Genomic DNA, 20,730 nt, shown 5'->3' with positions numbered 1-20,730 from the left:
ATGAGCACTGAAGGTGCTTCAAGTCCAAGTCGCCTGATGCCGAGCCTGCTCGGCATCCTGCTGCTATTAATGGGCCTGGCCTTGTTGGCCGGGGGGATCAAGCTGAGCATGCTTGGCGGCTCGTTGTACTACCTGCTGACCGGTATCGGCCTGGTACTGACTGGCATTCTGCTGCTGGCCGGTCGTCGTGCCGCCTTGGGCCTGTATGCACTGGTGCTGCTGGCCAGTACTGCGTGGTCGTTGTGGGAAGTTGGCCTGGACTGGTGGCAACTGGTGCCGCGCCTGTCGCTGTGGTTCGCCCTCGGCATCGTCTTGCTGCTGCCGTGGTTCCGCCGTCCGTTGCTGCGCCAGGGCCCTGCGCCGCTGGGCACCGCCGCCTTGAGCGTGGCCGTGGTCCTGGCCGGTGCCGCGGCGTTGGGCAGCCAGTTCACCCACCCGGGCGAAGTGCTCGGTGAACTGGGCCGTGACAGTGCCGACACCACCAACACCGCACCGACCATGCCCGACGGCGACTGGCAGGCCTATGGCCGCACCGAGTTCGGTGACCGCTACTCGCCGCTCAAGCAGATCACCCCGGACAACGTCGGCCAGTTGCAAGAAGCCTGGCGCATGCGCACTGGCGACCTGCCAACCGCTGGCGACCCGGTCGAGCTGACCAACGAAAACACCCCGCTCAAGGTCAACGGCATGCTCTATGCCTGCACCGCCCACAGCAAGGTGCTGGCGCTGGACCCGGACACCGGCAAGGAAATCTGGCGCTTCGACCCGCAGATCAAGAGCCCGGTGGGCTTCAAGGGCTTCGCCCACATGACCTGCCGTGGCGTTTCCTACTATGACGAAAACGCCTACGCAGCAGCCGGCCCTTCCTCGGCCGTGATCTCCGACGCCGGCAAGGCCGTGGCCCAGGCGTGCCCGCGCCGCCTGTACCTGCCGACCGCCGACGCCCGCCTGATTGCCCTGAACGCCGACACCGGCAAAGTCTGCGAAGACTTCGGCAACCAGGGCGTGGTCGACCTGACCACCGGTATCGGCCCGTTCACCCCGGGCGGCTACTACGCCACCTCGCCAGCAGCCATCACCCGTGACCTGGTGATCATGGGCGGCCACGTCACCGACAACGAGTCGACCAACGAGCCGTCCGGCGTTATTCGCGCCTTCGACGTCCACGACGGTCACCTGGTATGGAACTGGGACAGCAACAACCCGGACGCCACCGAGCCATTGCCAGCGGGCGAACACTACAGCCGCAACTCGGCGAACATGTGGTCGCTGGCCAGCGTCGATGAAAAAATCGGCATGGTCTACCTGCCACTGGGCAACCAGACCCCAGACCAATGGGGCGCCGACCGCACCCCTGGCGCCGAAAAATACAGCGCCGGCCTGGTAGCCCTGGACCTGGCCACTGGCAAGGTGCGCTGGAACTACCAGTTCACCCACCACGACCTGTGGGACATGGACGTTGGCAGCCAGCCGACCCTGCTGGACCTGAAAACCGCCGACGGCATCAAGCCGGCGCTGATCGCCCCGACCAAACAGGGCAGCCTGTACGTGCTGGACCGTCGCGACGGTACGCCGATCGTGCCGATTCGTGAGATTCCAGTCCCGCAAGGCGCGGTACCGGGCGATCGCACCGCACCGACCCAGGCCCGTTCGGACCTCAACCTGCTGGCTCCGGAACTGACCGAAAAAGCCATGTGGGGCGCCAGCCCGTTCGACCAGATGCTGTGCCGCATCCAGTTCAAGGAACTGCGTTACGAAGGCCAATACACCCCGCCGTCGGAACAGGGCAGCCTGATCTACCCGGGTAACGTCGGTGTGTTCAACTGGGGCGGTGTGTCGGTCGACCCGGTGCGCCAGATGCTGTTCACCAGCCCGAACTACATGGCGTTCGTCTCGAAAATGGTGCCCCGCGCCCAAGTGGCGGCCGGCAGCAAGCGCGAGAGCGAAACCGCTGGGGTGCAACCGAACACCGGCGCGCCTTACGCGGTGATCATGCACCCGTTCATGTCGCCGTTCGGCGTACCTTGCCAGGCACCGGCCTGGGGCTACGTGGCCGGCATCGACCTGACCACCAGCAAAGTGGTGTGGAAACGCAAGAACGGCACCACCCGCGACAGCTCGCCACTGCCCATCGGCCTGCCGATCGGCGTACCCAGCATGGGCGGCTCGATCGTCACCGCCGGCGGCGTCGGCTTCCTCAGCGGCACCCTGGACCAGTACCTGCGCGCCTATGACGTCAACACCGGCAAGGAACTGTGGAAGTCCCGCCTGCCGGCCGGTGGCCAAGCCACACCAATGACCTACACCGGCAAGGACGGCCAGCAATACGTCCTGCTCGTGGTGGGCGGCCATGGCTCCCTGGGCACCAAAATGGGCGACTACGTCATCGCCTACAAACTGCCGAAATAAGCTGCACCGGCCGTGACCAAAAGGCGACTACCGCAGGGTAGTCGCCTTTTTTTGTGCCGGATGTCGGCCCTGCCTTTGTAGCAACTGCCGAGGCTGCGGGGGATTGGGAGATTGCCAGGATCTACGGTGTGGCGGAGGGCGCCATCGCGGGCAAGCCCGCTCCCACAGAGGTATTCCAACGCAGCAAAACAGGCCGGTCGGTAGGCCGCCTCGCCTGCCCTTACCACTCAGGCCGACCGGCAGGTCGCCGTGCTCTGGCTCTTGATCTTGATCCACCCGCCCCATCGGCAGGCTGAGCGAAGGTATCCATCCGGGGACTGGCGCACAGCGCCGTTCGACGCAGTCGAACACATCGCATGGAGGTGCAGCGCAGCAAACCGGAGGGCGATGCAGCGCAGCAAACCGGAGGGCGATGCCCCCGGATGGATACCGTAGTGAAGGAACCCCGAGCCTTGGCGAGGGGCCGAACGCTCGGGGCAAGCCTTTTTGGTTACTTTTTCGGCGTCTGGAAAAAGTGACCCGCCGTAAGGGCGGAACCCTAAGCAGCCGTTACCGCACCCACGGATATGAACACCGCCAAGAACCCCCCGCCCAAGTAACAACCCGCTTACCAAACAAACACCCCCCACCATTGAAACCACCCGCCGCCTGCCCCATCTAACTCCCATACCCCATTGCGCAGGTGCCCCATGAGCGACCAGCAAGCATTCCCCGAAGACCCCAGCGAATACGCCGACCCCGAACACCCCGAACACCACACCGCCGGCAAAGGCCTGGCCCTGCCCGGGCAGAACCTGCCGGACAAGGTCTACATCATCCCGATCCACAACCGGCCATTCTTTCCGGCCCAAGTCCTGCCGGTAATCGTCAACGAGGAACCCTGGGCCGAGACCCTGGACCTGGTCGCCAAGTCCGAGCACCACTCCCTGGCGCTGTTCTACATGGACACCCCCCAGGAAGACCCTCGGCACTTCGACACCAGCGTCCTGCCGCTGTATGGCACCCTGGTCAAGGTCCACCACGCCAGCCGCGAAAACGGCAAGCTGCAGTTCGTCGCCCAAGGCCTGACCCGCGTGCGCATCCGCACCTGGCTCAAGCACCATCGCCCACCGTACCTGGTGGAAGTCGAATACCCGCACCAGCCCAGCGAGCCGACCGACGAGGTCAAGGCCTACGGCATGGCGCTGATCAACGCGATCAAGGAGTTGCTGCCGCTCAACCCGTTGTACAGCGAAGAACTGAAGAATTACCTCAACCGCTTCAGCCCCAACGACCCGTCGCCACTGACCGACTTCGCCGCCGCGCTGACCTCGGCCACCGGTAACGAATTGCAGGAAGTGCTCGACTGCGTGCCCATGCTCAAGCGCATGGAGAAAGTCCTGCCGATGCTGCGCAAGGAAGTCGAAGTCGCGCGCCTGCAGAAAGAAATTTCCGCGGAAGTGAACCGCAAGATCGGCGAGCACCAACGCGAGTTTTTCCTCAAGGAACAACTCAAGGTCATCCAGCAAGAGCTGGGGCTGACCAAGGATGATCGCAGCGCCGACGTCGAACAGTTCGAGCAACGCCTGACGGGCAAGGTCCTGCCGCCCCAGGCGCAAAAACGCATCGAAGAAGAAATGAACAAGCTGTCGATCCTTGAGACTGGCTCCCCCGAATACGCGGTGACCCGCAACTACCTGGAGTGGGCGACGGCCGTGCCCTGGGGCGTGTACGGGGAAGACAAGCTCGACCTCAAGCACGCACGCAAGGTGCTCGACAAACACCATGCCGGCCTGGATGACATCAAGGACCGGATCCTCGAATTCCTCGCGGTCGGCGCCTACAAGGGCGAGATCGCCGGCTCCATCGTGTTGCTGGTGGGCCCCCCGGGCGTGGGCAAGACCAGTGTCGGCAAGTCCATCGCCGAATCCCTGGGGCGGCCGTTCTATCGCTTCAGTGTCGGCGGCATGCGTGACGAAGCCGAGATCAAGGGCCACCGTCGCACTTACATCGGCGCCCTGCCGGGCAAGCTGGTGCAGGCGCTGAAAGACGTCGAAGTGATGAACCCGGTGATCATGCTCGATGAGATCGACAAGATGGGCCAGAGCTTCCAGGGCGATCCGGCCTCGGCGTTGCTGGAAACCCTCGACCCGGAACAGAACGTGGAATTCCTCGACCACTACCTGGACCTGCGCCTGGACCTGTCCAAAGTGCTGTTCGTGTGCACCGCCAACACCCTGGACTCGATCCCCGGGCCGTTGCTCGACCGCATGGAAGTGATTCGCCTGTCCGGCTACATCACCGAAGAAAAAGTCGCCATCGCCAAACGTCACCTGTGGCCCAAGCAACTGGACAAGGCCGGCGTGGCGAAAACCAGCCTGTCCATCAGCGACAGTGCGCTCAAGGCCTTGATCGATGGGTATGCCCGCGAAGCCGGGGTGCGCCAGCTGGAGAAACAACTGGGCAAACTGGTGCGCAAGGCGGTGGTCAAGCTGATGGACGATCCGCAGCAGGTGATCAAGATCGGCCCCAAAGACCTTGAAGCGTCCCTGGGCATGCCGGTGTTTCGCAACGAGCAAGTACTGTCGGGCACCGGGGTGATCACTGGTCTGGCCTGGACCAGCATGGGCGGTGCCACCCTGCCGATCGAAGCCACGCGTATCCACACCCTCAACCGTGGCTTCAAGCTCACCGGGCAACTGGGTGATGTGATGAAGGAGTCGGCCGAGATCGCCTACAGCTACATCAGCTCGCACCTCAAGCAGTTCGGCGGCGATGCCAAGTTCTTTGACGAAGCGTTCATCCACCTGCATGTGCCGGAAGGTGCCACCCCGAAAGACGGCCCGAGTGCCGGCGTGACCATGGCCAGTGCCCTGCTCTCGCTGGCGCGTAACCAGGCGCCGAAAAAAGGCGTGGCCATGACCGGGGAGCTGACACTGACCGGGCACGTGCTGCCCATTGGCGGGGTGCGGGAAAAGGTGATTGCCGCCCGCCGGCAGAAGATCCACGAACTGATCCTGCCGGAACCCAACCGTGGCAGTTTCGAAGAATTGCCGGACTACCTGAAGGAAGGCATTACCGTGCACTTTGCCAAGCGGTTTGCCGACGTGGCCAAGGTGTTGTTCTGAGGTCTGTGTAGCGCCTGGACTGACCGCATCGCGGGCAAGCCGCAAGCGGGCGCCCGCTTGCGGCTTGCCCGCGATGGCGGCGGTGCTGGCAACACCCATCTGGGCCTGACGGTCACAATTTGTCTCATCTTCGGTTATGCTCGCCGTTCGTCGCGAATTCCGGAGTGCCTGACTTGATGTCCCCCGCCCGCCTGCTATTGCCCTTGAGCCTTGCCCTGCTAGCGGCCTGCGCCTCGCAGCCGAAACAGAACCTGACGGTGGAGCAGCAGAGCCAATGCCCGGTGCAACTGCACAACGGGCAAAACCTGATCCTGACCCTGCCGAGCAACCCGACCACGGGTTATCGCTGGGCGATCCAGGATTCGGCCGGCGGTGTGTTGCGGGCCATCAGCCCCGAGGTCTACACCAACCCGGAAAACAGCGGTCTGGTGGGCAGCGCAGGACAATCGACCTGGCGCTTCCAGGCGTTCACCAGCGGTAACGGGCGCCTGCGCCTGACCTCGCAGCAGCCGTGGGCCCCGGAAGTCGAACCGGTGGACATCTTCGACTGCGCCATTGTGGTGAACTGACCATGGGCTGGCTGATTCTGGCGTTGATGGGTGCGGTCACGTTCCTCTACGGCGTGAGTGTGCACGCCGAGTTGTTGTGCCTGCTGGTCAAGCCGCTGCCGGTGCTGGCCCTGCTGGGCTGGTTGCACGATGCACCGCCCAGCGACTACCGGCGCTGGGTCAGCCTGGGCCTGATCTTTTCCCTGCTGGGCGATGTGCTGCTGGCCTGGCCCGGCGACTTGTTCGTGTTCGGCCTCGGCGCGTTCCTGGTGGCCCACCTGGCCTACCTCAAAGCCTATCTGAGCGATTGCCGGCGCCTGGCCCCCGGGCCCTTGCTCCTGGCGCTGCTGGTCGGGGCACTGCTGCTGGGGATCCTGATCGCCCATGGCCTGGGCCCGTTGCTGATTCCAGTGATCGTCTATGGCACGGCCATCAGCGCCATGCTCTGGCGCGCCCTGGCCCGCCTGGGCACCGACGTGCCGAAACGTTCGGCGCTGCTGGCCGCCGGTGGCGCCCTGGCCTTCGTGTTCTCCGACAGCGTGATCGGCATCGACCGGTTCGCCATGCCCTTCGCGGCCGCGCCCTACGTGATCATCCTCAGCTACTGGTTGGGGCAATGGGGCATCGCCGCGTCGGCGTTTCACCAAAGCCACCGCCCGGAACGCGACCTGTAGCCGCTGTCGAGCCCACGAGGCTGCGTTAACGGCCGCAGGACGTTCGTTCCGGCTGACAATGCCGGGGTTGCTGCGCAACCCCGCGTAGCCTGCGGCAACGACTACAAGGACGTTGTTTCTTCTGCCAGGGCGCTTTATCAGACAAGCCGCGCATCTGTGCGCCAACTTGGCTAAAATGCCGGCCTTTTCCCTATCCGCCGCTGGAATCGCCGTGAGCAAAGAACCCGATCGCCTTTTCGCCCAGCCTTTGGCCCAGGTGCCCGACTTCGCCTTTAACGAGGATGTGGTGCGGGTGTTCCCGGACATGATCAAGCGCTCGGTGCCGGGTTACCCGACCATTGTCGAAAACCTCGGCGTGCTGGCGGCGCAGTTTGCCCAGCCGGACAGCGTGCTGTACGACCTGGGTTCGTCCCTCGGCGCGGTGACCCAGGCCTTGCGCCGGCATGTGCGTACGGACGGTTGCCGGGTGATCGCGGTGGATAACTCCGCGGCAATGGTCGAACGCTGCCGCGAATACCTCAACGGCCAGGACTCGATGTTCCAGGAGTTGCTGCCGGTTGAGGTGATCGAGGGTGACATCCTGGCCCTCGAGTTCAAGCCGGCCTCGGTGGTGGCGCTGAACTTCACCCTGCAGTTCATCGCCCCCGAACAGCGCCTGGCCCTGCTCGGCCGCATCCGTCAGTCCTTGTTGCCGGGCGGGGCGCTGATCCTCTCGGAAAAACTGCGTTTTGAAGATGCCCAGGAGCACCAGTTGCTCGGCGACCTGCACATCGCCTTCAAGCGCGCCAACGGCTACAGCGAACTGGAAATTGCCCAGAAGCGCAGCGCCATCGAAAACGTCATGAAGCCCGACAGCCTCGAAGAACACACCGAACGCCTGCTGGCCGCCGGGTTCTCGAAAGTCGTGCCGTGGTTCCAGTGTCTTAACTTTGCCTCGTTGATTGCCTTGCCATGATTGATCTGTCTCCCCTCGCCCGCCGCCTGGCCGGTACGCCGCTGGCCGACTGGGCCAACACCCTGCAAGCGCAACTCGACGTCAAAATGCACAAGGGCCATGGTGACCTGGAGCGCTGGCAAAGCGCGCTGGACGCCTTGCCGAAGATCCAGCCGAGCACGGTCGACCTGCTCGACGGCCTGTGCCTGGACACCGAGTGCGACGACGCCACCCGAGTGCAGATGCGCACCGCGCTGATGGGCCTGTCGCCCTGGCGCAAGGGCCCGTTCGACCTGTTTGGCGTGCACGTCGACACCGAATGGCGCTCGGACTGGAAATGGTCGCGGGTCGCCCCGCACCTGGACCTTGCGGGCAAACGCATCCTCGATGTCGGCTGCGGCAACGGCTACTACATGTGGCGCATGCTCGGCGCCGGCGCCGACAGCGTGATCGGCGTCGACCCCAACTGGCTGTTCTTCTGCCAGTTCCAGGCGGTGCAGCGCTACCTGTGCGAACCCAATGCCTGGCACCTGCCTTTCCCCTTCGAAGACCTGCCGCCGAACCTGGAAGGCTTTGACACGGTGTTCTCCATGGGCGTGTTCTACCATCGCCGCTCACCGATCGAGCATTTGCTGGCGCTCAAGGATTGCCTGGTCAAGGGCGGAGAACTGGTGCTGGAAACCCTGGTGATCGAGGGCAACGAGCAGCAGGTACTGGTGCCGGAAGACCGTTACGCGCAGATGCGCAACGTCTGGTTCCTGCCCTCGGTGCCGGCGTTGATGCTGTGGCTGCGCCGCGCCGGGTTCAGCGACGTGCGCTGCGTGGATGTCAGCACCACCACGGTCGAGGAACAGCGCGGGACGGAGTGGATGAAGTATCAGTCGCTCAGTGATTTCCTCGATCCCAAGGATCACAGCAAGACCGTTGAAGGCCTGCCGGCGCCGATGCGCGCGGTGATTGTGGCCAGGAAGTAACCCGATCTTCCTGACACAAAAAAACCTGTGGGAGCGGGCTTGCCCGCGATAGCGGACTAACATTCAACATCTTCGTTGACTGAAAGGGCCTCATCGCGGGCAAGCCCGCTCCCACAGGGTTAGTAGTTATTCTGAAGATTTAGCTCTGCGGGCCTTGAAGAACTCGCTCAGCACCGTCCCGCATTCCTCGGCCAGGACACCACCTTCATACAGCACCCGGTGGTTGAGAAAGCCCTGGGTGAAAAACTGCCCCTGGCTCTGCACGATCCCGGCCTTGGGCTCCAGCGCGCCGTACACCACCCGGGCGATGCGTGAGTGGACGATCAGCCCGGCGCACATGCTGCACGGCTCCAGCGTCACGTAGAGGGTGCTGCCGGGCAGGCGGTAGTTGTTCAGGGCCTGGGCGGCGGCGCGGATCGCGACCATCTCGGCGTGGGCGCTGGGGTCGCTGCCGCTGATCGGGCAGTTGAAACCGCGCCCGATGATTTCCCCATCCTGCACCAGCACCGCCCCCACCGGCACCTCACCGAGGGCCGCCCCCTGGGCCGCCAGTAGCAGGGCTTCACGCATGAAGTGTTGGTCACGGCTGCGGTCGATAATGGCGGTCGGGCGAATCTGGCGCATCACTTGACCTCGATCGCGGCCATCAGGCCGGTTTCCATGTGGTCGATCACATGGCAGTGGAACATCCATACCCCAGGGTTATCCGCCACCAGCGCCACTTGCGCGCGCTCGTTCTTGCCCAGCAGGTAGGTGTCGGTGAAGTACGGGATCACCTTGTGCCGGTTCGAGGCAATGACCTTGAAGCTCATGCCGTGCAGGTGGATCGGGTGTTGGTACTGGGTCATGTTCTTCAATTCGAATATATAGCTCTGGCCTAGCTTGAGCGTAGCAATCGGTCGATCGGCGCAGGTTTTATCGGTGATGTCCCAGGCCTGGCCGTTGATCTGCCACAGGCTGGGGGGCTTGCCGTTCTCGACGTTGACCGAGACCGAACCGACCCACTCGAAATTGAAGTTGAGCTTCTGCGCCGTGGCCATGTCCGGCTCGGCAACCGGGTTGGCGGGGAGCGCTGGCGGCCACTCACCCGGCGCGTCCGTGTTGGCCACCGAACGCAGGGTGCCCAGGCGCAACGGGCCGTTGCGCAGGGACAACTCAGTGCCCGCAGGCGGGGCCTTGATCGCCAGGCAGATGCGCATGCCCGGGCCCAGCCAATATTCCTTGCCCAGGGGCCGTGGCTGCACCGGGTTGCCGTCCAGCGCGTAGATCTGCGCCTCGACCCCGGGAATGTTGATGCGATAGGTCAGGGTGTTATCGAGGTTGAGCAGGCGCACGCGGGTGATCTGCCCGGCAGGCAAATCGATGACGGGCAACGGCACGCCGTTGATGGTCGACAGGCGCCCTGCCGTACCGCCACGGGCCGCTTCCCGGGGGATGCTGAACTCGACAAAGTTGCCTTGCTCATCGATGTGCCAGTTTTTCAGGCTCAGGGTTTTTTCGTACTTGAACCCGGTGGGCTCGCGCTCCTCGACAATCAATGGCCCCACCAGCCCGCGGCCCAGCTCTTCGCTGCTGCTGACATGGGGGTGGTACCAGTAGCTACCGGCATCCGGCACGCGGAATTTGTAGTCGAAATACTCGCCCGGCAGCACCGGCAGTTGGGAAACGTAGGGCACGCCATCCATCTCCAGCGGCAGGCGGATGCCGTGCCAGTGAATGGTGGTCGCCACCGGCAGGTGGTTGATGAAACGCACCCGCAGCCACTCGCCCTGGCGGACCCGCAACTCAGTCCCTGGCGCCGATGGACCAAAGGCCCAGGCTTGGGTTGTGTGTCCTGGCACCAGTTCCACGTCCAGCGGCGCGGCGATCAGCTCGTAGTCATGACCGGCGTTGGCGTCTGCCACTTTCCCCAGCCAGTAACGCGACGCACCCCCGACCCCGACGCCAACCACTGCCAGACCGGCCAGACCACCGAGTATTTGTCGACGGGTAAAGGACATGGACTCAACTACCTCACGTATCTGCCGCAGGCCCAGGGCCCGCAAAAGGCGAATACGATACACCTGCGGTTGCGAAACAGTAAGGGTGACCGGTGGCCGCACATCAACTATGGACCTAACTATGTAGCGCACCTGTCCACTGTGTGCGGGCCATCCTCGCGGTCCCGTTTTCTCAAGAAAAGAGCCTGCATGAACACCGACGACACACACCCACTGCCCAATGCCGCCGACAAAGCAGCCCTCAAGGCCATCGCTACCCAGATCATTCGTGACTGCCCCAGCCTGCTGGACACGGCCCATGAAGTCGCCAGCGACCTGCTGAAAGCATCCGGTGTCCTGGGCCTGGATCCGGACCACGTGTACTTCCACCGTTTCGATACGGCCGAAAGCAGTTCGAGAGCCTTTACCGGTTGGGAACACGTCCACGCCACGCCAACCTCTTCCATGACCCTGACGCAGTTGGTCATCCAACGTTTTCGCGCCAGCGATCAGGACAACGCCGACCTGCTGGACGTCTATGCCGGCTTCTACACCGCCGGCCCCAAAGCCGGTACCTTCAATGAAACCAACGAAGTGCGCCTGCACGGCAACGAAGTGCTCAAGGCGTTCTGGCGCATCGATTTCAGTTCGATGTACCGCGACCGCCTGACGGCCTTCTGGAACACATCCGCCGCTGACTTCCGAACCCTGGCCAAATGCAATTTCCTGATCCAGGCCGTGAAAGCTCGGGACACGCGCCAGTTGAGCGATGAAGACTTCCAGTTCGTCACGAACGCCGTGCTAGGCCCGCTCACCTGGCCTGTAGACCTGGCTATGCTGCAAGCAACCCAGCCTTGTACCGACACCGTCAGGACCCTGGATGTCGACGGCTACGTCGCTACCAACATCCTGCGGTTTATCGCGCCCAGGGGCCGCCAGATTGTTTACCTGCCGGGTGCAGCCGTCGCCTTCACGGTGCTGGAAACCGAGCTGGACATGCACTATTGGGTCTTGCAGCAGATGAACGAGGAGTCCATGCGTCGTGCGTTCATGGCGCATTTCTGCCTGGCCGATCGTCAGACCATCGCCGACAACATCACCGATCTCATGAACAGGCTGGTCAGCACCTGGGGCAAGTACGATCATCATCTGATCAACACACACAGCCGGATCATCCGTGGCGATGCCTTCAGTTGGCTGCGCGACTCGAGCAAGGACGCCATGTTCGCCGAAGCCGAACTCTCGCTGACGTCCAATGGCGATCTGCGCAAGAAGCTGTGGATCGGTTACCTCAGTGCCGGTTTAAAAGTATTTGGGCCCATGGCGGTGGTGGGTTGGCCCATTGCGCTGACGGTGATCGGCGCCGATATCGCCAGCATGGGTTTGAACATCGATCAGGCAGCCAATGGAAAAACCGCCAAGGAGCGCAAGGCCGGGGTGCTGGGCGCTGTGCTAGGCGGCATCGATTTGCTGTTCAATCTCCTGCTCCTCAAAGGGCCGGGAACCTTGGAGGAAATCGGGCCGGACAACCTCTTTGAGGTGGAGGAAACGCTGAACAACAAGGGAGGAAGGCCCCAGGGCTGGCCCGCCGAACTGCCCGGCGAGCTGGAATCAGCCGTGCCTGAAGCAGCGCAACCCTTCGAAATTCCCGAGCACTGGCAAGCGAATGAACTGCTGGAAGGTCAAACGCCGGTGAGTGACTCCGGGCAATTCCAGGGTATTTATCGCCTCGATTCCAACCCCTCCACCGCAATCATGCTCGATGACATCGTTTATTACGTGCGCTACGAAGCTGACCTCAACGGAGGCGGAACCTGGTCCATTATTGACCCCGAAAATCCCCACGGGTTTTCAGGATCAATCCCCGTGCGACTGAACGCCGAGGGTGAATGGGCGTTGGCACCCCGAGCCGGACTCAAGGGCGGCGGCAACCGGCATCCGGGATCGTCGCGAACGCCTGCTCCTGCTCCTGCTCCTGCTCCCACTGCGGCCACCACGCCTGCTGCTGCGCAACCAAAAGCCATCCTGCGGCGCCCGTCCACAGAATACGATGTGGTCCAGCGCTTTCGTTTCAGAAACCTGGCGCTGGGCGAAAGAGAAACCCACATCAAAACCATCATCCAGCCCGATGGAAGTTTTCGTGGAATATCCAAATTCGACGAGTACATCGCGCCCACGCGCACCAAGCTGTCACAAGACGCCCGTCAGTTCTTTTCCCGCAGTGAACTCAGCGCTTCATTGCCTCCGCGCCCCGCGCTTCCTGCCGTGACGCCATCGACCACTGCCGCAGAATTGATTCCCAAGGTATTCGAAGCTGCACCTGGGTTGGTGATCGGTGAAAGTCAGGACCGCATTGCCAGCATGCGGTTTCTGATTGAGAACATGCCGCTGCTGGCGCAACAAAAAATCAAGACGATCTACTTCCATCGCCTGCTCAACGATTTCACCCAAATGGATCTCGATCATTTCTTCGAAACCGGATCAATGCCCAGTGATCTCAAGGTGTACTTGCAAAAGCTGAGCAGTGATCCCGCCGGTCACTTCACTCCGCTTGAAGTCGTCGAGGCGGCTCAACAAAACGGCATTCGCGTTCAGGCAACCGACTGCCTGGCCAGTTACCGCTTCCCCGGCTCGCCGCTTCCCGACATGCATGAACAAGCCATCAAGACCTACCTTACCCACACCATCATGCAGGCCGACCGAACACTCAACGGCGCGGGCAAATGGGTGGTGCTGACGGATCAGGAAAACCTCAACACCTTTCGTGGCATGCCTGGCATCAGCGAAATGCAGGGCGGGATAGGTTTGCGCATCGAAGAGGTGCGGCCGCAAGAAAGCCTGCTGTTTGAAACGGATCGAGGCATTGAAGTGGGCCGTGGTTTTGCCACTCAACCCGAATTCACCGACGGCAACGTCGACACCCTGCACGCCGACTTGAGCTTGCAGATGCCACTGCCCCTGCTCGCAAGAACGCCGGAGCAATTGAGCCGGATGCTCTTCAGGCAAGGCATGTTCACGTTTGAGACGTCGAACGGTAACTGGACGCTGATTCATCGCAGCAGAGACGGCCAAGTCGTTCGAACCCTGGTCGAGCGCACGGCTGCGGGCGGTTACCTGATCAATCGCCCCACCTGGACCGAGGTACATCAGGTGAGCTACGCCAGTATCGAGGAGCTGTCCTGGGCACTTAGCCGCATAGGAATGCACCTCGAAGGCCGCTTGCCGTTGTAACACCGGCCTGCTTTACCGCCGAGACGCACATGCAAAAAGCCCCCGGTCGTGAGACCGGGGGCTTTTTGCATGTGCGTCTCGACGGTGTTCGTCAGCCGTGATGTGAGCAAAATCGCGGAGGGCGTCGATGAACCCTATCAGACTCAGCCTTTGCCTCTCCAAGATCCCAGCGCGGTCAGTGTGCGCCGGCATCTTTTTTGGGAACGCCAATGGTTTTGCGTTCACCCGTTGCGCCGACTTCGTACACGTTCATAACCCACGTGTCGGCGATCACGGTTTCAACCACGTAGTTCTTCTGGGCTTGCGGCGTGAATTGCTGCGCAACAGGCTGCTCCTTGTCGAACGGCGTCGGCATGGGAATACCGTTAAAGGTAAACGGTTTGTCCTTAACCTCCCCTTGCACGTACACCGTTTTGTCCGCCTCGACCAGCTTACTGATGCTGTCAGTACCACCGGCGATTCTCTTCAGATAAGCCGGTACGCGCTTGAAGTAAGCAGCGTCATAAACCCGTTCACCCGCGCTCACAAATCCAGTATTGGCATACCCGTACGTATAACTGACAGGACGATCACCCTCGCCGCCTATGGTTCGGAAAGTCACGCTGGCTTGATGGTCATTCATGGCCAGTGGAACGACCGGCTCTGAAGTCAGATCACCCGCCTGACGGCTGCTGCAGCCGGTCATGACAAGAGCGAAAGTGATTGCTAATGGAAACGCCAAAGAGGTTTTCATTCGATCCCTGAACACGCTAGAAGTAGGCCTGAGTAGAGCCACTTGCAGAGCCAAAGTTCCTGGAGTTGACCGGTCTGCCGATGCCCTGACACCGAGCGCAGGTTTGTATCCCGGCACTGGAGGGACGATCCCGGAGGGCAGTAGAACAGTGCTTGGCGATACACAAAGCTGCCAGAATTTGCCACACCCAAAAAGCCAAAAGCCCGCAATTACGCGGGCTTCAGGGTGTTTCTTGCTAGTGGGTGCCGGTCAGTGCCGGATGCCCAATCATTCCCACTCAATGGTCGCTGGCGGCTTGCTCGACACGTCGTAGGTGACGCGGGAGATGCCTTCGATTTCATTGATGATGCGGCCGCTGACAGTTTCCAGCAGTTCGTAAGGCAGGTGGGCCCAACGCGCGGTCATGAAGTCGATGGTTTCCACGGCACGCAGGGCCACGACCCAGGCGTAGCGACGGCCATCACCGACCACACCGACCGATTTCACCGGCTGGAACACCACGAAGGCCTGGCTGACCTTGTGGTACCAGTCGGCCTTGCGCAGTTCTTCGATGAAGATGTGGTCGGCACGACGCAGCAGGTCGGCGTATTCCTTCTTCACTTCACCGAGGATCCGCACGCCCAGGCCCGGGCCCGGGAACGGGTGACGGTAGACCATGTCGTACGGCAGGCCCAGTTCCAGGCCCAGACGACGGACTTCGTCCTTGAACAGCTCGCGCAGGGGTTCCACCAGCTTGAGGTTCATTTCTTCCGGCAGGCCACCTACGTTGTGGTGCGACTTGATCACGTGGGCCTTGCCGCTCTTGGCGCCAGCCGACTCGATCACGTCCGGGTAGATGGTGCCCTGGGCCAGGTACTTGATGTTGTCCAGTTTGTTGGACTGGGCATCAAACACGTCGATGAAGGTACGGCCGATGATCTTGCGTTTCTTCTCTGGGTCGCTTTCGCCAGCCAGGTTGTTGAGGAACTGCTCTTCGGCGTTGGCACGGATCACCTTGACGCCCATGTTCTCGGCGAACATGGCCATCACTTGCTCACCTTCGTGCAGACGCAGCAGGCCGTTGTCGACGAAGACGCAGGTCAGTTGGTCGCCGATAGCCTTGTGCAACAGCGCGGCAACCACCGAGGAGTCGACACCGCCGGACAGGCCCAGCAGTACGTTGTCGGTGCCGACCTGGGCACGGATGTTGGCGATGGCGTCTTCGGCGATCTTCGACGGCGTCCACAGGGCTTCGCAACCGCAGATGTCGAGGATGAAACGCGACAGGATGCGCCCGCCCTGCTTGGTGTGGGTCACTTCCGGGTGGAACTGCACGCCGTAGTAGCCACGCTCGTCGTTGAACATGCCGGCGATCGGGCAGCTCGGGGTGCTGGCCAGGATGTGGAAGTCTTCCGGCATCTTGGTGACCTTGTCACCGTGGCTCATCCACACGTCGAGACCGAACAGGCCGTCGGCGTCGATGTGGTCTTCGATGCCGTCGAGCAGGCGGCTCTTGCCGACCACGTCTACGCGGGCGTAACCGAACTCACGCAGCTCGGAACCTTCGACTTTGCCACCCAGCTGTTCAGCCATGGTCTGCATGCCGTAGCAGATACCGAAGACCGGCACGCCCAGGTCAAACACCGCCTGCGGGCAGCGCGGGCTGTCGGCGACGTGCACGGACTCGGGGCCGCCGGCGAGGATGACGCCTTTGGGAGCGAACTCGCGAATCGCTTCATCGTCCATGTCGAACGGGTGCAGTTCGCAGTACACGCCGATCTCACGCACGCGGCGGGCGATCAGTTGGGTGTACTGGGAACCGAAGTCGAGGATCAGGATGCGGTGAGCGTGAATGTCGAGGGCCATGATTCAGTCTCGTCTTAGTAATTCAGAAACAGTCTTGATTCAGAAACAACTCGGGGCTGAATAAAACAGCCCCGGTTGCTTGATGATTTGCCTGAAGCCTCAACCTACGCGGTAGTTTGGCGCTTCTTTGGTGATCTGCACGTCGTGAACGTGGGATTCGGCCATGCCGGCACCGGTGATCCGCACGAACTCAGGCTTGGTGCGCATTTCTTCGATGTCGGCGCTGCCGGTGTAGCCCATCGAGGAACGCAGGCCGCCCATCAGTTGGTGAATGATCGCGCTCAGGGTGCCCTTGTACGGAACACGGCCTTCGATCCCTTCAGGTACAAGCTTCTCGGCGCCTGCCGAGGAGTCCTGGAAGTAACGGTCGGAGGAGCCTTGTGCCTGGGACATGGCGCCCAGCGAACCCATGCCGCGATACGCCTTGTACGAACGGCCCTGGTAGAGTTCGATCTCGCCTGGCGCTTCTTCAGTACCGGCGAACATCGAGCCCATCATCACGCAGGAAGCACCGGCCACGATGGCCTTGGACAGGTCACCGGAGAAACGGATGCCACCATCGGCGATCAACGGCACGCCGGTGCCTTCAAGGGCAGCGGCAACATTGGCGATGGCGCTGATTTGCGGCACGCCGACACCCGCGACAATACGGGTGGTGCAGATCGAGCCAGGGCCGATACCGACCTTGACCGCATCCGCGCCTGCTTCGGCCAGGGCCTTGGCAGCGGCGCCGGTGGCGATGTTGCCGCCAATCACCTGGACTTGCGGGAAGTTCTGCTTGACCCAACGCACGCGGTCGATCACGCCTTTGGAGTGACCGTGGGCGGTGTCGACCACCACCACGTCAACGCCGGCAGTGACCAGGGCTGCGACGCGATCACCGGTGTCTTTACCGGTACCGACGGCAGCGCCCACACGCAGACGACCTTGATCGTCCTTGCTGGCCAGCGGGTAAGCCTTGGCTTTTTCGATGTCGTTGACGGTCATCATGCCTTTGAGGGCAAACTTTTCGTCGACGATCAGCACGCGCTCGATGCGGTGCTTGTGCAGCAGTTCGCGCACGTCGTTCTTGTCGGCGCCTTCCTTGACCGTGACCAGGCGCTCTTTAGGCGTCATCACTTCACGGACAGTGGCTTCCATACGGTTTTCGAAACGGACGTCGCGGGAGGTGACGATGCCGACCAGGTCGCCATCGTGCAGCACAGGAACACCGGAGATGTTATGCAGGCCGGTCAGTTCGAGCAGTTCGCGAACGGTGGCGTCGGCCTCGATGGTGATCGGGTCCTTGACCACACCGGCTTCGTAACGCTTGACCTTGCGCACTTCGGCAGCTTGCTGCTCGATGGTCATGTTCTTGTGGATAATGCCGATGCCACCTTCCTGAGCCATGGCAATTGCCAGACGGGCTTCAGTGACGGTGTCCATGGCGGCGGAAACCAGTGGGATATTCAGCTCGATGCCACGGGTAAGGCGGGTCTTCAAACTGACTTCATTAGGCAGTACTTCGGAATAACCGGGCACTAAAAGAATGTCGTCGAAGGTCAGAGCTTCTTGGCTGATACGCAGCATCGCGGGGGCTCCCGAGCGGGAAATTGGAAGCGCGCCATTATAGTCAGACACCCCCTCGGGTTCAATGTAAAACTCTGTCTATTATCGATGCAGTGATCGACGGGGTATCTAGCGCCAAATAATCTGTAGGAGCGAGCCTGCTCGCGATGGACTCAAGAACACCGCGGGGAACCAGACTCCCCGCGTAATCGTTCACGTCCATCGCGAGCAGGCTCGCACCTACAAGGTCATCAGAGTTCGACTTTCACCCAACTGACAGGCTGATCCAGCCACTCGGCAAATTCGTCGATAAAACTCTGTTTGAACCCGGCCTCGGCCCAGTTGTTGAAGATGAAGCCCAGGTTGGAGAACCCGCACTCCTGCAAGAACAGAAAACCATTGATGTCATCTTCATGCCCGCACTCGGGGCAGATGAAGTTGTCGGTGCGCCCGGGCATCCAGTCTTCCAGGCTTTCGAACAGTGCCTCGCCCACTTCCTTGCGACACTCGGCGCAGCCGGCCTCCTCGAGAAAGCCTTTGGCGGGGGTATAGATGCAGCGCTTGGTGATGATCTCCAGGCCATTGATCGGTTCACCGAATGGCAGCGCCTGCGGGTGCAGTACCACGGTCCGCGCGCCGGGGGCGATGGCGTGGGCCATGCGATTGCCGGTACGCCCGCAGGTAGTGAGTTGTTCTTCGATGATGTTCTTGCGCACCAACCACCGCACAATCGCCCGCGCCCGGGATTCGTGCACCGGCAGGGTGGAGATTTTCGGGACGAGGATGCTTTGCGAGTTCATGGGGCAGGCCTGGTACAAATGCTGAAAGATTGACCTGTGGGAGCGAGCTTGCTCGCGATGGCAGTGGCTCAGGCAACATCAATGCTGGCTGTATGGCCTCATCGCGAGCAAGCTCGCTCCCACAGGATTTGCGGCCGGCAGCTTAATCCCTGACAGACTCAGGTCAAGTGCTGAAGTAGCGGGTCAGCAAGGCAATCCCGCTGGCCAGCACCAGCCAGGTCACCAACCGCACAAAGGCCTCGCGGGACAACTTCAGGGCCAGGCGCCGGCCGATCCACAATCCCAGCGCCATGGCCGGCAACAGGCACAAGGCCAACAGTAGCAAGGGTAGCTCGGCGTAGACCCCGGCGATCAGGAACAGGCTCAGGCGCACCAAGGTGCTGCAACTGATCAGGGCACTTTGCGTGGCGCGGGCGGCGTCCTTGGGCAGGCGGCTGTTGAGATAAATGGCGTATAAAAAGCCGCCACTGCCGAACAACGCACCAAACACGCCACCCACCGTGCCCATGGGAATCGCCCAGGCGGCGGACAACTGCACTGGGCGCGCCTTCACCCACAGGCTGTAGACGGCGTAGGCACTGATGAACAGGCCCATCAACAGCAACAACAGGTCGGACTTGAGGTTCAGCAGGAAGATCACCCCCAGGGTGCAGCCCAGCGCCATACACGGCAGCAGGCGCAACAACTCGGGCCTGGCCACGTCACGGCGCGAGGGCAGCAGGTTGCCGAACGCGGCGACAAAATCCAGTAGCACCAGCAACGGTATGATTTTCGACAGCGGCAGGAACAGGATCAGGATCGGCCCCGCCACCAGGGCCGTACCAAAACCGGCAATGCCAAACACGATATAGGCCAGGCTGACCGCCAGGGCGATGACCAGCCATTGCGTGGCGTCGAATGGCCATTGCTGCAACACTTCAATCAGATTCATCAGGGCTGTCCTTGATTTAGCGCTGATCACTTTAGCCAGCGTGCAGCATTGCGACTAATATCTTCCTGACCCTCCACTCATCTCAAAAAGGCATGACTCGTGCTTTCGACCCGCCAATTGCGTTACTTCGTGGAAATCGCCGAGTGCGGCAGTTTCAGCGCCGCCGCCGAACGCCTGTTCATCGCCCAATCTGCCCTGAGCCGGCAGATCAAGGACATGGAGAGCCGCCTGCAGACCCCGCTGTTCGAACGTACCGCACGCCAGCCACGGCTCACCGCCGCCGGCGAAGCATTCTTGCCTCGGGCCCGAAACCTGCTCAGTGAACTGCTCAAGGCCAGTGAGATGGCGACCCAGGTCGGCAACGGCCAACTCGGCACCTTGCGCCTGAGTCACTCCAGCACCGTTCCCATGAGCGGTCAGGTGCTGGGCGGCATCAGCACTTACCTGGAACAGCATGTGGACGTGTCCATGGACATCGTCAAGCTGTCCTCCGAAGCCCAGTTGCAGGAACTCGCCGAGGGCCGCCTGGACGTTGGCCTGCTGCGCTTGCCCGTGCTGCGCCAGCGCGAAGGGGTGCAGATCATCGAGCTGTACCGCGAGCGCTTGTTGCTGGCGGTGCCGCCTGGGCATGCACTGGCGCGCAACACCCCCAGGCAGGGCATCGAGCTGGGGCAACTGAAGGATCAGCCCTTCATTTCCATCCCCCACCCGCAACGCGGTGGCTTGAGCTACCTGTCCGCCGAGCTGTGCATGCGCCAGGGGTTCTTTCCCAAGGCCGCGCGAGTGGTGTCGCGCAAAACCACCCAGTTGCAACTGATCCAGGCCGGGTTCGGCATGGCCCTGCTTCCGGAGTCGATGCAAGACATCGCGCCGCCAGACATTCACTTCCTGCCCCTGGCCGACCCGGATTGCTACAGCAGCGTCGCCCTCGCCTGCCGGCAAGATCCCACCGCGCTGGTTGAGCAATTCGTTGAACACTTCACCCGATCGGCGTAGGGGGATCGTGCATTGCGCGGA

The 20,730-nt window shown here is 62.0% G+C and carries 15 protein-coding genes; 8 read left to right on the top strand and 7 right to left on the bottom strand.

The features are described from left to right. From AACY45_RS11095 to cmoB, 6 genes are all read left to right on the top strand, one after another. Positions 1 to 2,409 (top strand): glucose/quinate/shikimate family membrane-bound PQQ-dependent dehydrogenase, encoded by a 2,409-nt coding sequence (locus AACY45_RS11095; protein WP_339545498.1) that lies wholly within the window; start codon positions 1 to 3, stop codon positions 2,407 to 2,409. A 689-nt stretch (positions 2,410 to 3,098) separates the two neighbouring features. Beyond that, positions 3,099 to 5,516, top strand: coding sequence for an endopeptidase La (gene lon, locus AACY45_RS11090; RefSeq protein ID WP_339545497.1), 2,418 nt, complete (start codon positions 3,099 to 3,101; stop codon positions 5,514 to 5,516). Between the two features lie 176 nt (positions 5,517 to 5,692). After that, on the top strand, positions 5,693 to 6,085 hold the full coding sequence (locus tag AACY45_RS11085) for a protease inhibitor I42 family protein (RefSeq protein ID WP_339545495.1): 393 nt from the start codon (positions 5,693 to 5,695) through the stop codon (positions 6,083 to 6,085). 2 nt (positions 6,086 to 6,087) lie between these two features. After that, on the top strand, positions 6,088 to 6,738 hold the full coding sequence (locus AACY45_RS11080; protein WP_339545494.1) for a lysoplasmalogenase: 651 nt from the start codon (positions 6,088 to 6,090) through the stop codon (positions 6,736 to 6,738). A 211-nt stretch (positions 6,739 to 6,949) separates the two neighbouring features. Next, positions 6,950 to 7,693, top strand: coding sequence for a carboxy-S-adenosyl-L-methionine synthase CmoA (gene cmoA, locus AACY45_RS11075; RefSeq protein ID WP_339545493.1), 744 nt, complete (start codon positions 6,950 to 6,952; stop codon positions 7,691 to 7,693). Beyond that, positions 7,690 to 8,646: a tRNA 5-methoxyuridine(34)/uridine 5-oxyacetic acid(34) synthase CmoB gene (gene cmoB, locus AACY45_RS11070; protein ID WP_339545492.1), complete on the top strand. Its 957-nt coding sequence runs from the start codon at positions 7,690 to 7,692 to the stop codon at positions 8,644 to 8,646. The genes cmoA and cmoB overlap by 4 nt, the downstream gene beginning before the upstream one ends. Positions 8,647 to 8,772: 126 nt before the next feature. On the opposite strand, the gene tadA is transcribed toward cmoB, so the two are convergent. Beyond that, positions 8,773 to 9,270: a tRNA adenosine(34) deaminase TadA gene (gene tadA / locus AACY45_RS11065; RefSeq protein ID WP_339545491.1), complete on the bottom strand. Its 498-nt coding sequence runs from the start codon at positions 9,268 to 9,270 to the stop codon at positions 8,773 to 8,775. Continuing rightward, the gene (locus tag AACY45_RS11060) at positions 9,270 to 10,646 is read right to left on the bottom strand and encodes a multicopper oxidase family protein (protein WP_339545490.1); all 1,377 of its coding nucleotides are present in this window, start codon (positions 10,644 to 10,646) and stop codon (positions 9,270 to 9,272) included. Before AACY45_RS11060 ends, tadA begins: the two co-directional genes overlap by 1 nt. Before the next feature lie 189 nt (positions 10,647 to 10,835). Here AACY45_RS11060 and AACY45_RS11055 point away from each other — a divergent pair, with 189 nt between their 5' ends. Continuing rightward, positions 10,836 to 13,856: a membrane-targeted effector domain-containing toxin gene (locus AACY45_RS11055; protein ID WP_445261177.1), complete on the top strand. Its 3,021-nt coding sequence runs from the start codon at positions 10,836 to 10,838 to the stop codon at positions 13,854 to 13,856. Positions 13,857 to 14,031: 175 nt separating this feature from the next. Here AACY45_RS11055 and AACY45_RS11050 read toward each other — a convergent pair whose 3' ends face one another. The 5 genes from AACY45_RS11050 to AACY45_RS11030 form a co-directional block, all read right to left on the bottom strand. Then, positions 14,032 to 14,589 carry a hypothetical protein gene (locus tag AACY45_RS11050; RefSeq protein WP_339545488.1) on the bottom strand — a complete coding sequence of 186 codons (558 nt, stop codon included), beginning with the start codon at positions 14,587 to 14,589 and terminating at the stop codon, positions 14,032 to 14,034. Positions 14,590 to 14,856: 267 nt separating this feature from the next. Then, the gene (gene guaA / locus AACY45_RS11045; RefSeq protein WP_166592556.1) at positions 14,857 to 16,434 is read right to left on the bottom strand and encodes a glutamine-hydrolyzing GMP synthase; all 1,578 of its coding nucleotides are present in this window, start codon (positions 16,432 to 16,434) and stop codon (positions 14,857 to 14,859) included. Between the two features lie 99 nt (positions 16,435 to 16,533). After that, on the bottom strand, positions 16,534 to 18,003 hold the full coding sequence (gene guaB / locus AACY45_RS11040; RefSeq protein ID WP_339545487.1) for an IMP dehydrogenase: 1,470 nt from the start codon (positions 18,001 to 18,003) through the stop codon (positions 16,534 to 16,536). A gap of 230 nt (positions 18,004 to 18,233) precedes the next feature. Beyond that, complete coding sequence (locus AACY45_RS11035; RefSeq protein WP_339545486.1) at positions 18,234 to 18,782, bottom strand: sugar ABC transporter ATPase; 549 nt, start codon at positions 18,780 to 18,782, stop codon at positions 18,234 to 18,236. 163 nt (positions 18,783 to 18,945) lie between these two features. Beyond that, on the bottom strand, positions 18,946 to 19,713 hold the full coding sequence (locus tag AACY45_RS11030) for a sulfite exporter TauE/SafE family protein (RefSeq protein WP_339545485.1): 768 nt from the start codon (positions 19,711 to 19,713) through the stop codon (positions 18,946 to 18,948). Between the two features lie 99 nt (positions 19,714 to 19,812). Between AACY45_RS11030 and AACY45_RS11025 the strand changes: the two genes are divergently transcribed. Then, the gene (locus tag AACY45_RS11025; RefSeq protein WP_339545484.1) at positions 19,813 to 20,709 is read left to right on the top strand and encodes a LysR family transcriptional regulator; all 897 of its coding nucleotides are present in this window, start codon (positions 19,813 to 19,815) and stop codon (positions 20,707 to 20,709) included. Positions 20,710 to 20,730: the final 21 nt, after the last annotated feature.

Origin of the sequence: Pseudomonas sp. RA_35y_Pfl2_P32, from assembly GCF_963970735.1 — a bacterium.
Classification (GTDB): Bacteria; Pseudomonadota; Gammaproteobacteria; order Pseudomonadales; family Pseudomonadaceae; genus Aquipseudomonas.
The sequence above is the reverse complement of the archived record's forward strand: the minus strand, read 5'-3'. Positions and strand labels throughout refer to the sequence as shown.